Origin of the sequence: Rothia sp. P6271 (assembly GCF_048512995.1) — a bacterium.
Taxonomy (GTDB): Bacteria; Actinomycetota; Actinomycetes; order Actinomycetales; family Micrococcaceae; genus Rothia.
The window spans coordinates 91,486-105,681 of sequence record NZ_JBLXXV010000003.1 but is presented as its reverse complement, the minus strand read 5'-3'; the positions used below and the strand labels follow the sequence as shown (position 1 = coordinate 105,681).

Here is a 14,196-nt window from a genome sequence, read left to right as displayed (position 1 = left end):
ACTGACCTACCCATTTTAGGTTCTTTATTCTTTCTATGCACCTTGAAATTTTTTAGGCGTTTCGGATTTGTGTGCTCTTTTCGTATATGGATAAAAGCCGGTGGCTATCCACGAATAGGATAGCCACCGGCTTCTATCTCAATGAGGTAAGAGGTTTGAAGGTGCTCAGCTATGAAGTACTTGATGTTTCGTAGCTCTAGCAGTTTGCTAGAGCTTCATCTTTTCTTCCTAGTCTAGGTAATCTCGTAGTACCTGAGAACGTGATGGGTGACGAAGTTTAGACATCGTCTTAGACTCAATCTGACGGATACGTTCACGGGTTACACCATAAACTTTACCGATTTCATCGAGAGTTTTAGGCTGCCCATCTGTCATACCAAAGCGCATGGCAACTACTCCTGCCTCACGTTCAGACAAAGTGTCTAAGACAGAATGAAGCTGTTCTTGCAATAGTGTAAAGGACACTGCATCAGCAGGTACAACGGCCTCTGAATCTTCGATCAAATCGCCAAACTCTGAGTCTCCGTCCTCACCCAAAGGCGTGTGCAAGGAGATAGGTTCACGTCCGTACTTCTGTACTTCAATAACCTTCTCTGGAGCCATATCGAGTTCTCTACCTAGCTGTTCAGGGGTAGGTTCGTGACCTAAGTCCTGAAGCATCTGACGCTGCACACGAGCCAATTTATTAATGACTTCAACCATATGTACAGGAATACGGATGGTGCGCGCTTGGTCAGCCATTGCACGAGTAATAGCCTGGCGAATCCACCATGTTGCGTATGTTGAGAATTTAAAACCTTTAGAATAATCAAACTTTTCAACAGCACGGATTAGACCGAGGTTTCCTTCTTGAATCAAGTCCAAGAACAGCATTCCTCGTCCGGTGTAACGTTTCGCTAGAGATACAACCAAACGTAGGTTTGCTTCAAGAAGGTGGTTTTTGGCACGACGTCCATCGTGGATGACCCAACGAAGTTCTTTTTTAAGCTCACGGTCCATTTGTGGGTTTTCTTTGAGCTTATGTTCTGCGTAAAGTCCAGCTTCAATACGCATCGCAAGGTCTACTTCTTGCTCAGCGTTCAGAAGAGATACTTTACCAATTTGTTTGAGATAATCTTTGACGGGGTCAGCGGTTGCGCCGGGTGCGATAACGCGCTGGGCAGGAGCGTCGTCTTCATCATTTGACGTAAGAACAAAGCCGTTACGCTTAGCAGCAGTTTCTTCGGTCTGCTTCTTTTCTTCTTTTTTGGCGTTCTCTTCATCATCGACGTCCTCATCGAGGTCATCGGTGTCTAGAATCTCATCGCTGACGTCGATATCGAGTTCTTCGGCGTCGATGTCTTCATCAAGAATTTCGTCTTCTTCGTTCGCAGCTTTTTTAGAAGTTGCTTTGGTTTTTGCGCTCTTTGTAGTAGAAGTTTTCTTAGTTTTGCGCTGAGCTTTAGGTTTAGTGCTTTTAGTTTCTTCTACAGCAGTAGCTTCGTTAGGTTCTTGAGCAGCCTTAGCAGTTTTAGCGGTTGTTTTAGTCCGAGTAGTTTTTTTCTTTTGAGCAGTAGCGGTTTGTGTAGCGTTTTCTTCCGCTTCATCAACCTTCTTACGTGCAGCAGGTGACACAGAGTACCTTTCTATTTGACAGACTACAGACAGTGGGAGTGCCTTGCAGTCAAAACACCTAAGACCCTGTCAAGTCTGCTCATAATGATAAGCAACATTGAACGAGAGTTCTACTTTAGATAACAATGATTATCTGTAGATTATTCCAACTCGTTGATACTGTCTTATCGCAGACTCGTACGGGGTCAGTAATAGAGTATGTCAGATATTTATGGCTCCTTGCGGTAGGTTATCGGTGTGGCGTTGATTCTGTTTTTCATAATTCGCACCACATAAACTCAGATTTCAGCTCTATTGTCAAGAGTTTTTAACGTTCTTCTATATTCCTTTTCCTAGCCATGGTGGAAGTTGTTCTATATTTTTAAGAAATACCTGTTCGTAAGGAAGCTGTTCTTTGGCCCTCCGGACGTATTCGCGGGCTTTACTGCATTGTCCAGTAGCCCAACTCCCCCACCCTAAAACGATATAGGCTTGTGCCGTCTCTGGCTGTTCGTAGATGCGAAGAATGAGAGCGCAGATAATTTCTGCAGCAGCAATTCTTTGTGTATCGGGTCTTACAGGATGCTTTCCAAGGAGTACCGAAGCAAATTTTTTAAGTGAACGGTCTATTGTGTCGGTATTCTGGGTTTGAGAAGATTCGTTCCTCTGTACCATGAGTTTTTGAGCCGAGACAAGGTATTGTTCGTACCCAAGCGGGCACAGAATATCGTGATCAGAGGAGTTCTTATAGGCTCTGGATAATTGGTGATAGAAAGAAGTTGTTTCTTCAAGGCCTAAAGCGACTGTATAGATAACGGATTGTGCGCTCAGCTCCGACGTTAGTGTTGCGCCGAGGAAAGCGATCAGATGTGGGTCCAGTGTTTTTCGTATAGCATCAGCAAACTCGGCTGTTTTTCTGTGCTGGTATTGGGTGGAGACTTCTATAACTTGTTGGAGGGCATGATTCCACAAAACATTTTCAAAGTATTTTTGTGATAGAAAATCTTTTGCATAAGTACTATCTGAAGCTTTGATATACCGAATGTATTCATTGAGCCATAGCACCATTTCTCCTTCCCACCAGTTCTTAGTTTCGAGGTCACAGCTGTGTTCCAAAGAGGGTAAATAGTATTTTTGTGCTTCTGATTCACAAGGTGCAACAGAAGAGCCTGATAGTAAGAGGTTAAGGTAGACGTCGGTTCGTTGCACTTCATCAATGAGCCCGCTTAATGTCAGTTTTTGGGTCAGAGGATGAATTGACCAGTATGAGACTTCGCCAATGTAGAGGACGTCTAAGAGGGTTTTTCCATGCGTAGAAGCAGATTCTAAACCTGCCTGTTCCCAGTATGCGCATTGTGTAGATGCTATTTGGTCAGATTCAATTTCATCGATATGTGGAGGTTGATTCAGATGATGTTCTAACTGTCTTCTGCGAGTAGGGGTGTTTGGTCCGAAGATAGCTAACAAAAAATGCGGTACGTTTCCCTCAGATAATGAGTTTTCAGAAAGCGTCTGAAATAGATGAGATATCAAAGAAACGGATTCTTTGTGAGTGCGTTTTTTCTTGTGGTCGACGCGAGCTAACGGGCCAAGTGTTTTGTCAGCGAGGACTAATACGAGGGAGTCTTCGGGCCAATAGCCTAGTTGATGCACAATATATGCCACGGTATGGGCAGCGGACCCAGGATGTGGAGCTAAAGATTCTAAAAAGTGAGTGTTATGTGAAGATGCCATGTCTCCATGGTCTTCGAGATAGGTACGTAAATGCGCTAGAGATAAGAAAACTGTGGATAACAGTTCAGAGGTGAGGCGTTATCCATCCGTTGAGAATACAAACAGCCTTCGCTGTCTTTTCGATAATCCAGATGGTGGTTTACGGTCGGGCAGGAGAGGTAACAAGAATGCGTTAAGCGCAGTCACTAGCCCTCGCATCATACCCAATGCCGAAGGGGAGTTAAGGAAAAATTTTAGAGTTCTGTATCGTTAGAGCACCACAAATTTTTTGTATCAAAGCCTCAGCCATATAAGCGATATTTTCACTTTATGCGCACGAGAGCAGGTGTCATTTATGAGGTTCTCGGCGAATCCGGCTTATCGGCGTTCGACGAGTCAGAAGAAGAACGTTCCCCTAAATTTTCAAGATATTTTTCAATCTCTTGTCCTATTATTTCACGATCAAGTAAAGAATCATTTTCTTGAATATCTAACTCCAGCATGTTGAAAGGATAATGCTGCATATATTTGTCGTACTCTTCTTCAAATTTTTTAACGAGGAACGCAATTTCGTGATTATCTTTGAACATCTCGTTAATACTTCTTTGAGCTTGCCCTGAGGCAACTACCAATTTTTCAAGAGGTAAAGATAATTTCGAAACCAAAGTTATATGTTCCATGGCACGTAATACTGCTTGCGGTAGAAGGTTGTCTCCTAAATACCGTGGCACGTGCACGTTAAATTTCACTGTTTTAATGTTCTGGCGAGCAAGCATATATTCCAAGAAATCAGTGTGCGATTGGTGCATCTCGAAAACATGGTTGACGGTGCGCAAGGGGGCAACCAATTCTTCATAGGAGCCGCGAATCGTTACCACGATGGGTCGAGTGTGAGGAAAAGACATGGCGTATCCCGACACCAACATGACATAAGAACTTTTAACCTGACGAATTATTTTTAGTACAGCTTGAACGAAACGTTGCCATTGATAATCAGGTTCAGCGCCGGCAAGAAGCAAAAACGGCTGTTTAAGATGATCTTCCATGAGGTATAAGTTGACCTCGGGTAAAGACATCTCGTTGAAAAGACCCTTGCGAAATAGAGAATGTAAGCTGCGTTCCCTGTACCTGCATAGTTGGTCGAAATCGAACTCAGCAAGCTTAATATGCTCTAGTTCTTTACGTAATACGTCGGCCACACCGTAGGCGGTTCCCCCGATATCTTGTGGAGGTTCTAGAGATACGAGCAAAGGAAGCCCTTGAATACGCGGATGGCTAAGCATCCCAGATTTTTCTTCATATAGGTCTTCTGGCCTGAGCATATTCCCTCCCTCATGTTCTCGTGCTGTGGTGCTCTTAAGCTCTTGAAATACTCTAGTATATCTGTACGTTAAAGAACGTTGCCCACGTTCTGTATTGGGCATGTCTTAAGTTAGCGTAACGCGGCAAAAAGTTAAACTCTTTGTTTTTCGCCCATCGTGTATTACTCCGAACAGCTGTTTTCTAGTCACAGTGCAAGATAGTATGGGAATACAGCTCTTATATATCTCGCCTTTGATTACGTCTCTATACACGGTAGGCGCATCGTATATTTTATAGATGTCTAAGAGTCCCTAAACTACCATCTATCTTGATGAGGAGAATAATGTCTGATTCATCCGATCTTACTTTTTCAGTGGCATCCCCCGACCTTGAAGCTATTGAGGCTCAGGTTCTTGTCCTAGGAGTTTATTCTTCTACAGAAGGTCCAGTTCTTGAACGTGGACCGTTAAGCGAAGAAACGGCACAAGGCCTTGAGGCAATTCTTGAAGACTTGGGAGTAACCGGTGCACCAGATCAGCTACACCGTTTACCCGGTATTGATGAAACCAACGCTGATGTCCTTGCCCTGATTGGTTTAGGAGCACGTAAGGACGACGCCCAAGCACATGCTGACGCATTACGATACGCTACGGGTTCTGCTATCCGTCAGCTTGCAGGGTTCTCAGATGTTGCGCTTGCTCTACCAGCACAAAACGTTGCTGAAGTCGCTGCAATTGCTGAGGGCGCAGCATTAGGCGCTTTCAGCGACCCGCAGTTACGGGTTCGCACTGCAGAATCTGTTAAAACTGCAGTTGAGAACATCACCATTGTGACTGATGTGGAATCTGATGCAGCTTCTGACGTCCTTACTCGTGCTTTGATTCTAGGTCAGGCAGTAGATTCAACTCGTCGTTTGGTCAACACTCCGCCGTCTTCCCTTTACCCTGAAACTTTTGCACAGAAAGCTTCAGAGCGTGTTGGCGATCTCAAAAATGTAACGGTTAAAGTCTTTGATGAGCAAGAGCTCAAAGACGGCGGTTTTGGTGGTATCGCCGGTGTCGGACAAGGTTCTGCTCGTCCACCACGTATGGTGGAGGTCAAATACACTCCCGAAGGCGCCCAAAAACATGTTGCGCTAGTTGGTAAGGGTATTACTTTTGATTCTGGCGGCAACTCCATTAAACCAGGCAACGCGATGATGACCATGAAAAGCGATATGGCTGGCGCAGCAACAGTTTTGAACGTTGTTGCAGCTGCTGCCGAGCTTGAGTTGCCGGTTGCTGTCACAGCAATCTTGTGCTTGGCAGAAAATATGCCAGGTGGTACAGCCATCCGCCCTGAAGATGTTTTAACGATGCGCGATGGACAAACTGTTGAAGTTCTCAACACTGACGCAGAGGGTCGCCTTGTGATGGCTGACGGTCTAGCCTACGCTTCCGAATCAGCGCCTGATGTTCTTATTGATGTTGCAACACTAACTGGAGCTCAGCTGGTTGCGTTAGGTGCCCGTTATGCTGCGGTTATGGGTGATGAAAAAGTACGTGAAGATATTGTTAAGGCTTCACGTGAGGCAGGCGAGACGTTCTGGCCCATGCCCTTGCCAGAGCATCTTCGGGCAAGCTTGGACTCCCCCGTTGCTGATTTGAAAAATATCGGTGGACGTTATGGCGGAATGCTAAGCGCTGGATTATTCCTCAAAGAGTTTGTCGGTTCTACCGATGAACATCAGATTCCTTGGGCGCACCTAGATATTGCTGGTCCATCTTTTAACGAGGAATCACCTTATGGGTTTACCCCGAAAGAAGGCACTGGCATGTCAGTGGCAACGCTTTTGACTTTTGTGGAGTCTCTAGCTTCTTAAGGGTGAGATTATAGTCAAAGGCGAGGGTCGGGCTTTCTGCAGAAGCAGAAAGCCCGACTTTGTTAATACATGGAGTTCTTTGGGTGCGGTTTTAAACGTGACCTCTACCCTAGTGTGATGTGTTCTTCCTAAAACATCTGTAACACTTTCACCTTTGTACACTCCACACATCTGAGTTGCGGTACGGTAGAGAGGAGAGTTCATAGGCTATCTGCGCTCTTTCTACAATCATTGTTAGAGAGCAGTGTTTTAGGTCAATGAACCGAAACCTTAAGCAAAATGGATTTATTCCAATCTACGCAAGGGAGCGCAAAAGTGCCCGATACGGCAACAGCTCAAGAATTTGATATTCTCATCCTCGGCGGCGGAAGCGCTGGTTATTCAGCAGCTCTTCGTGCAGTTCAGCTAGGATTCACCGTCGGTCTTATCGAGAAAGAAAAGCTCGGTGGCACCTGTCTTCACACCGGTTGTATTCCGACCAAAGCGTATTTGCACGCGGCAGAATTGGCTGAGGAATCTCGTGAAGCGTCCAAGTATGGCGTTAATGCCACTGTGGAATCCATTGATATGGGTAAAGTTCGCGATTACAAAGACGGCATCATTGCAGGAAAGTTCAAGGGACTTTCTGGTCTTTTGAAGATGAAAAAAGTCACCGTTATTTCTGGTGAAGGTAAGCTGACCGCTACCGATACCATTACTGTTGATGGAACTGCTTATAAGGGCAAGCACATCATCTTGGCTTCTGGTTCTGTATCCAAAACTTTTGGTCTAGAGATTCGTGACCGTGTTCTTACTTCTACCGAAGCACTTCAGATGGATTATCTGCCCAAGAGCGCTATCGTTCTTGGTGGCGGTGTCATTGGTTCTGAGTTTGCGTCTATGTGGAACTCAATGGGTGTTGAGGTTACTATCGTTGAGGGTCTACCTCACCTCGTCCCCAACGAAGATCCTTCCATCATTAAAGTTCTAGAACGTGAATTCAAAAAGCGTGGTATTAAGTTCAATACCGGAACTCTTTTTGAGAAGGTTGAACAGGACGCTAACGGCGCTAAAGTCACATTAGCTGACGGCAAAGTTTTTGAAGCAGATATCGTTCTTGTTGCTGTTGGTCGTGGCCCCAATACTGCTGGTTTCGGTTACGAAGAGCAGGGTCTTACGATGGATCGCGGTTTCGTAATTACCAACGAGCGTCTACATACCGGTGTTGGTAATATCTATGCTATTGGCGATATTGTTCCTGGTGTTCAGTTGGCACACCGTGGCTACCAGCAGGGCCGCTTTGTTGCAGAAGAGATTGCTGGTTTGAACCCTCAAATTGTTGAGGACGTCAATATTCCTAAAGTTACTTTCTGCGAACCTGAGATTGCTTCTGTGGGTTATTCTCAGCCTAAGGCTGAAGAGAAATTCGGTGCAGAAAACATCGAAACCACTGAATACAATTTGGCTGGTAACGGTAAGTCTGCAATTTTGGGCACTGGCGGTATTGTTAAGGTTGTTCGTCAGAAAGATGGCCCCATTGTCGGTGTCCATGCTATTGGTAAGCGTATGGGCGAGCAGATTGGCGAGGCTCAGATGTGGGTTGTTTGGGAAGCTTTCCCTGAGGATGTAGCACAGTTCATCCATGCGCACCCAACTCAGAACGAGTCTCTTGGCGAAGCTGCTATGGCACTTGCTGGTGCTCCCCTACACGGCTAATACTTCTCAGTATTTTGTGTTGGCGTATCAGCTGAGGTTGTTACGCCTTCACCTCCACTTTTTATAATTTCCGAATTCACAAGGAGAACGGGAAGATATGTCCCACACAGTAGAACTGCCCGCATTGGGCGAATCCGTAACCGAGGGTACCGTTACCCGCTGGCTCGTTGAAGTTGGCGATACCGTAGCCGTTGATGATCCCCTTCTTGAAGTTTCTACCGACAAGGTTGATACTGAGGTTCCTTCACCCGTAGCTGGTGTTGTAGAGCAGATTCTTGTTGAAGAAGATGCTGACGTTGAGGTTGGCGCTCCTCTCATCGTGATTGGCGATGGTTCTGGCGCTGCAGCTCCTGCTGCGCCTGCAGCTGCTGCGGAGGAATCAGCTCCAGCTGCTTCTCAGCAAGAGGCTCCTGCTGCACCTGCTGAGCAGGCGCCAGCTGCCGGTTCTGCAGAAGGACAAGAAGTTGTTCTTCCGGCACTGGGTGAGTCTGTTTCTTCTGGTACGGTCACTCGTTGGCTCAAAGAAGTCGGCGAAACCGTTGAGGTTGATGAACCACTCTTGGAAGTTTCCACCGACAAGGTTGACACTGAGGTTCCTTCTCCTGCTGCAGGTACTCTCCTAGAGATTCGTGTTCAAGAAGATGAAGAAGCTGAAGTTGGCCAGGTTCTTGCTGTTATCGGTAGCGCTTCTGCTGCTGCACCTGCTACACCTTCCGCACCTGCAGAACAGGCTCCAGCTGTTGCAGCTACACCTGCTGCTGAGACAGTAGCTCCTGCAACTCCTGTTACTGAAGAGGCTCCTGCTGCACAGGGCGAAGTATACGTCACTCCTCTTGTCCGCAAGTTGGCAAAGCAAGAAGGCATTGACCTTTCAACGATTAAGGGAACAGGCGTTGGTGGACGTATCCGCAAGCAGGATATTCAAGCAGCTGTAGAGGCTAAGAAGTCTGCTGCTCCTGCCGCACCTGTTGCTACCGCCCCAGCTGTAGCTGCGGCTGCACCTGTTGCAGCAGCTGCTGAGCAGAAGGCTGCTCCGGCTGCACCTAAGGTATCTTCAAAGCGCGGTACAACTGAAAAGGCTCCTCGTATTCGCCAGACCATTGCAAAGCGTATGGTGGAGTCTTTGGCAACTTCTGCTCAGCTTACTCAGGTTGCTGAAGTTGATTTGACTCGCCTTGTTGCTCTTCGCAACAAAGCGAAAGATGGTTTTGCTGCACGTGAGGGAGCTAAGCTCACCTTCTTGCCATTCTTCACTAAGGCAGTTACTGAGGCTCTTCAGCAGTTCCCTCAATTCAACGCTTCTATGTCTGAAGATCTTAAGGAAATCACCTACCACAATACTGAGAACATTGGTATTGCAGCAGATACTCCTAAGGGTCTACTCGTTCCTGTTATTCAGGATGCTGGAAACTTGAACGTAGCTGGCTTGGCTAAGAAGATTGGTGATGTTGCTTCTCGCGCACGTACCGGTCAGATTAACCCAGAAGAGCTATCCGGTTCTACTTTCACCATTTCTAATATTGGTAATACCGGTGGCGTATTCTTCACTCCTATTATCAACCAGCCTAACGTGGCTATTTTGGGTATTGGTGCAACGGTTAAGCGTCCTGCAGTTATTCAGGATGCAGAAGGCAACGATGTTATCGCTATCCGTAGCATGGCATACCTCTCTTTGACCTACGATCACCGTGTTATTGACGGTGCAGACGCTGGTCGTTTCCTTCACTTCTTGCAGACTCGCCTTGAAGGCGCTGCATTTGAGGCTGAGGTTGGTCTCTAAAAACTAGTGATAGTTTTCTAGGTATAAGTCTGTAGCTAGAACAGGGTGGGTGTAAGTCGCATATATAATGCGGCTTACACCCACTCTTGTTTGAGTGCGTGTTTTTGAGCACTGAACAGAGTTTTAGTGTCAATGTGTCTGCAAAATATTTGTTTGTTCCGTAGACTAGAGACATGAGCACGGTTATTGCATTCTTAGTTTTCTTACATATCGTCGGAGCAGCATTAGTCTTCGGAATCTGGGTAGCATACTTCAAACAAGCTATCGTTCTTCCCGGACAATTTTATGCATCACTTTTGCAGCTAGCTACAGGCTTTGCCCTGTATTTCATTCAGATATCTCAACATGCAGAGCTAAACCACATGAAAATTGGTATCAAGATTCTCTTGGCAATCGTTATCTGCGTAGCGGCGTTTGTTGGTCAACGTCAATACAAAATGGCACAAGCTGCAGGTACTCTTGAGAAAGCACGCAATATCCCCTTAGCACATGCTGTTGGCGGACTTGCTTTAATTAATATTGCTCTAGCAACGCTCTGGCACTAAAAGATTTTTCTACACACAGGATTACATAACGCGGTGTGGGTATCGATTAAACTTTCGATACTTGCACCGCGTTTTCGATACGCATTGTATGTTCTTTATTCTTCATTCACAGGAACAGCCTCATAGATTTTCCAGGTTGTCTCGTCAGGCAGAAGCGTAAAACGTACTGTTTGCTGAACGTTTTCTCCCATATTTTTAATTCCGTAACGTTGTTTTTCTTCTTCTGTTAAAAGTTCTGCACTTTGAGACGGAGAGATAACATCAGCTTGGACATCTATACGTTTTGGGCTGTTATCTACCTTCTGTATATGAGCTATTTTTACTTCTTGACGTCCAAGTTCTTTCTGAGTGTCGCGTTTATGTAAGTCCATATCAGCTAGGTATTGTGGAGAGTTCTCGATGGCATAAGTTTGTATCTGAGGGTTCTGTTGAGAGAAGGATTCCTGACGTTTATGCAATAACGTTCCTAATAGCTCAACAAGGTCTTCTCCTTCTAACGTAGGTTCATCTTCGATAGCAGAACGTTCCTCGTCTTCGGCACGGGCAAAGCTACCGTGTGATGGTGCTGGTGTCATGCCGCTCTTTGCAGAAGAACTTTCATGAATATTTTCGTGGCGAAGTTCTGCCAAGGGTGAGTGAGATGATTCTGTGACTCCATATGTCAGTATCATGGCTACAGTACAGCAGATAATCCCTCCTATCCCCCATAAGATCTTGCCTCGTGAAAACGACTGAGAGATTTTCGCTATCACATCAGCGACAGCTTTTTTGATTCCATAAGGTGATGCATCATGGTTAAGGTCAACCGAGGAAGATAGTTCGATAGAGCCTCGTTCAAAGAATCGTTGATAGCCACTCTTCTGTTCAGGAGAAGACGTTCGCCAGGGCTCTTCTGCAGGTAGAGTTCCATGTGTTTGTGGATGGGCACTGGCACAAAGGTTTACCGGGCGAGGAACGAACTCATGAGCTAATAGACGGTAAATTTCGTGCATATGAGGCATCTGTTCGGTTTTATCGATGGCTGCTTCCAGATGCTGCATTAATTCTGTATTCATTGTTGGGTACAGAAAATGTAAAGGGGTCCGTTCATGTGTAGTGGCAGGTTCTTCACCAGTTAAACAGCGCCAAATAATAGAGGCAAAGGCTGATTCGTCCTGACGAATATATTCGTCGATGACGGTTCTGTTTGCTCCGCGGAGTTCTCTTTCTGGAGCATATAGTTTCAATTTTCCTTCGCCGGTAAAACCAATATTTCGAGGGTTCAGCGCATGATATGCCATTTGCTGTTCGTGTAGCCAGCGCAGACCACGACAGAGCTGTTCAACCATGCCTGTCACTTCTTCTGGGGTAATTTTATTCCGCACAAGGAGGAGGTTCTCTAAAGTTCCAGCATCAGTTTGTTCATACCAAATATATTCTTTATCGCCAGTGGAGGATATAGCGAAAACAGTTGCGATGTCTTCATGGGTTGGTAGAGAGCATAGTCTCTCTGCCGGTCGCATTTCTTCTGGCGGAATATCTCGTATCTCTTCGAGCGTGTAGTTTCCTTCGGGAATTGATAAGGGGTTGTTCTGTTCTTCGGGAAGGTAACTCACCGCCCATAGGCTTCGCTGTTGCGTTGAGCCTAGAGAATATCGAAACGTAGCATATTGGTCGAGGGGAATGGTATGAGGATAGTTCGTTGGCTGGTTACTCATAGTTCTGGTATATCTTAGGGAGAACTCTTATGAGAGAAGATATCCACACAACAGCATTTCACCTAGTCATATAGATGTGGATAAATAGGTTAGCTAAGAAATATTTCTGTCATGTTCCTTGAAAAACTTAGGATGCCCTTTGTTCCGTCTCGGACGAATCTCACGTTTGAGGAATTTCCGAACAGAGAAAAACAAGGATACTGTAGAAGATATGAGCTTAGAGATTAAGCGGGTTGGTTTTGCCCCCGATTACGTAGACTATGTCAAAGCGCTTTCTTTACAACAGCGCATTCACGATAAAGTCTCCGCTTATGAACAGCAAAATACGGTGTTGTTGTTAGAACATCAAGCTGTTATTACAGCTGGCAAACGCACTGAAGCACATGAATACCCCTCAGATACCAGTACACCCGTAGTTCCAATTGATAGAGGCGGAAAACTTACATGGCACGGGCCTGGGCAACTAGTCGGCTACCCTATTGTTCGTTTGCCGGAGCCCCTTGATGTTGTACGTTATGTTCGTATCTGTGAAGACATCATGATTAATGTTCTTGCACAACTAGGGATACAAGGACATAGAGTCCAAGGACGCTCTGGGGTGTGGATTCTCGGAGAAGGCAATACTCCAGACCGCAAAATTGCTGCTATTGGTATACGTGTTGCTAAAAATACTACGATGCACGGTTTTGCCATTAATTGTTGCAATGATTTAACACCATTTAGCCAATTTATTCCCTGTGGAATTAGCGATGCTGGTGTTACCAGCATTAGCGAACAACTCGGCAGACGCTTCACCCCTGAAGAATTATTAGATTCTCTCGAAGCTGAGCTTTTAAGGTACAGCGACCAACTAGCCGAGTCTTTTGAACCGCGAGCACAATAAACATCACAGACTTCATTGCATCACACACGCAATAAATTATTAATGAATGGCCCGTATAGCATTAGAATTTCATCAGGTCATTGGAAGAAAAAGGAGCACTAAAGATGAGCGTAGCTACCGAAGGACGCAAGCTATTGCGTGTGGAAGCACGTAACGCTGAAGTCCCCATCGAGAAAAAGCCTCACTGGATTAAAACTAAAGCCAAAGTCGGTCCTGCCTACAAAGACATGATTAACCTCGCTCGTGGCTCTGGGCTACATACAGTCTGCGAGGAAGCCGGCTGCCCCAATATCTACGAATGTTGGGAAGACCGTGAAGCAACGTACCTCATCGGCGGTTCAGAATGCACTCGTCGCTGCGATTTCTGCCAAATTGCAACCGGAAAACCTGTAGCTCTAGACCGTACTGAACCAATTAAAGTTGCGCTATCCGTTAAAAAAATGGGGCTACGTTACACCACCGTTACTGGTGTTGCACGAGACGACTTACCCGATGGTGGTGCATGGCTCTATGCAGAAACCATCCGCCAGATTCATAAAGTATCGCCTGGAACAGGCGTCGAAATCCTTATCCCCGATTTCAAAGGCACACCAGAAGACGTACAGCAAGTTATTGACGCTAAACCAGAAGTGTTCGCGCACAATCTCGAAACTGTTCCACGAATTTTCCGTAAGATTCGCCCAGCATTCCGTTACGAACGCTCTCTTGAAGTCATCCAACAGGGTAAAGAAGCTGGTCTCATCACCAAATCGAATCTAATTCTTGGAATGGGCGAAACCGAAGAAGAAATTTACGAGGCCCTTTGCGACCTCTACGATTACGGTTGTGACACCATCACTTTGACGCAATACCTGCGGCCGGGTCCGCTCTTCCATCCCATTGATCGTTGGGTTAAACCCCAAGAATTCCTTAAATATTCTGCTATGGCAGAAGAAATCGGTTTTGCTGGAGTTATGGCAGGCCCAATGGTCCGCTCCTCCTACCGTGCAGGACGCCTCTGGGCACGCGCTATGAAGCATAACGGTTACCCTATTCCACCCGAACTTGCTCATATTGACGATGACGGCGGAGCAATGCAAGAAGCTTCCGCTTTAGTTGCTGCAGGATATTAGGCCCGAGAAACACGT

At 46.0% G+C, this 14,196-nt stretch carries 10 protein-coding genes; 6 read left to right on the top strand and 4 right to left on the bottom strand.

The annotated features are described in order from the left end of the window. Positions 1-228: 228 nt before the first annotated feature. From ACN08X_RS04220 to ACN08X_RS04210, 3 genes are all read right to left on the bottom strand, one after another. Complete coding sequence (locus tag ACN08X_RS04220; protein WP_419101854.1) at positions 229-1,614, bottom strand: RNA polymerase sigma factor; 1,386 nt, start codon at positions 1,612-1,614, stop codon at positions 229-231. 318 nt (positions 1,615-1,932) lie between these two features. Beyond that, entirely contained in the window at positions 1,933-3,327 is a 1,395-nt protein-coding gene (locus tag ACN08X_RS04215) for a hypothetical protein (protein WP_419107986.1), read from the bottom strand. 332 nt (positions 3,328-3,659) lie between these two features. Then, on the bottom strand, positions 3,660-4,628 hold the full coding sequence (locus ACN08X_RS04210) for a PAC2 family protein (RefSeq protein WP_419106127.1): 969 nt from the start codon (positions 4,626-4,628) through the stop codon (positions 3,660-3,662). Positions 4,629-4,951: 323 nt separating this feature from the next. Between ACN08X_RS04210 and ACN08X_RS04205 the strand changes: the two genes are divergently transcribed. The 4 genes from ACN08X_RS04205 (at position 4,952) to ACN08X_RS04190 (ending at position 10,489) form a co-directional block, all read left to right on the top strand. After that, complete coding sequence (locus ACN08X_RS04205; RefSeq protein WP_419107985.1) at positions 4,952-6,469, top strand: leucyl aminopeptidase; 1,518 nt, start codon at positions 4,952-4,954, stop codon at positions 6,467-6,469. 315 nt (positions 6,470-6,784) lie between these two features. Beyond that, positions 6,785-8,164 (top strand): dihydrolipoyl dehydrogenase, encoded by a 1,380-nt coding sequence (lpdA, locus tag ACN08X_RS04200; protein ID WP_419107984.1) that lies wholly within the window; start codon positions 6,785-6,787, stop codon positions 8,162-8,164. 97 nt (positions 8,165-8,261) lie between these two features. After that, positions 8,262-9,944, top strand: a complete 1,683-nt coding sequence (gene sucB / locus ACN08X_RS04195; protein WP_419107983.1) for a 2-oxoglutarate dehydrogenase, E2 component, dihydrolipoamide succinyltransferase — start codon at positions 8,262-8,264, stop codon at positions 9,942-9,944. 173 nt (positions 9,945-10,117) lie between these two features. Continuing rightward, complete coding sequence (locus ACN08X_RS04190) at positions 10,118-10,489, top strand: hypothetical protein (protein ID WP_419107982.1); 372 nt, start codon at positions 10,118-10,120, stop codon at positions 10,487-10,489. 95 nt (positions 10,490-10,584) lie between these two features. Here ACN08X_RS04190 and ACN08X_RS04185 read toward each other — a convergent pair whose 3' ends face one another. Beyond that, positions 10,585-12,186: a protein kinase gene (locus ACN08X_RS04185; protein ID WP_419107981.1), complete on the bottom strand. Its 1,602-nt coding sequence runs from the start codon at positions 12,184-12,186 to the stop codon at positions 10,585-10,587. A gap of 211 nt (positions 12,187-12,397) precedes the next feature. On the opposite strand from ACN08X_RS04185, the gene lipB reads away from it, so the two are divergent. Further along, the gene (gene lipB / locus ACN08X_RS04180; protein WP_419107980.1) at positions 12,398-13,069 is read left to right on the top strand and encodes a lipoyl(octanoyl) transferase LipB; all 672 of its coding nucleotides are present in this window, start codon (positions 12,398-12,400) and stop codon (positions 13,067-13,069) included. 104 nt (positions 13,070-13,173) lie between these two features. After that, complete coding sequence (gene lipA / locus ACN08X_RS04175) at positions 13,174-14,181, top strand: lipoyl synthase (RefSeq protein WP_419101863.1); 1,008 nt, start codon at positions 13,174-13,176, stop codon at positions 14,179-14,181. Positions 14,182-14,196: the final 15 nt, after the last annotated feature.

What these genes read in the sequence shown, in the direction of transcription:
- ACN08X_RS04215 (WP_419107986.1), bottom strand. Translation starts at nt 3,327, where the DNA reads ATGGCATCTTCACATAACACTCACTTTTTAGAATCTTTAGCTCCACAT.
- ACN08X_RS04190 (WP_419107982.1), top strand. Translation starts at nt 10,118, where the DNA reads ATGAGCACGGTTATTGCATTCTTAGTTTTCTTACATATCGTCGGAGCA.
- sucB (WP_419107983.1), top strand. Translation starts at nt 8,262, where the DNA reads ATGTCCCACACAGTAGAACTGCCCGCATTGGGCGAATCCGTAACCGAG.
- ACN08X_RS04210 (WP_419106127.1), bottom strand. Translation starts at nt 4,628, where the DNA reads ATGCTCAGGCCAGAAGACCTATATGAAGAAAAATCTGGGATGCTTAGC.
- lipA (WP_419101863.1), top strand. Translation starts at nt 13,174, where the DNA reads ATGAGCGTAGCTACCGAAGGACGCAAGCTATTGCGTGTGGAAGCACGT.
- lipB (WP_419107980.1), top strand. Translation starts at nt 12,398, where the DNA reads ATGAGCTTAGAGATTAAGCGGGTTGGTTTTGCCCCCGATTACGTAGAC.
- ACN08X_RS04205 (WP_419107985.1), top strand. Translation starts at nt 4,952, where the DNA reads ATGTCTGATTCATCCGATCTTACTTTTTCAGTGGCATCCCCCGACCTT.
- ACN08X_RS04185 (WP_419107981.1), bottom strand. Translation starts at nt 12,186, where the DNA reads ATGAGTAACCAGCCAACGAACTATCCTCATACCATTCCCCTCGACCAA.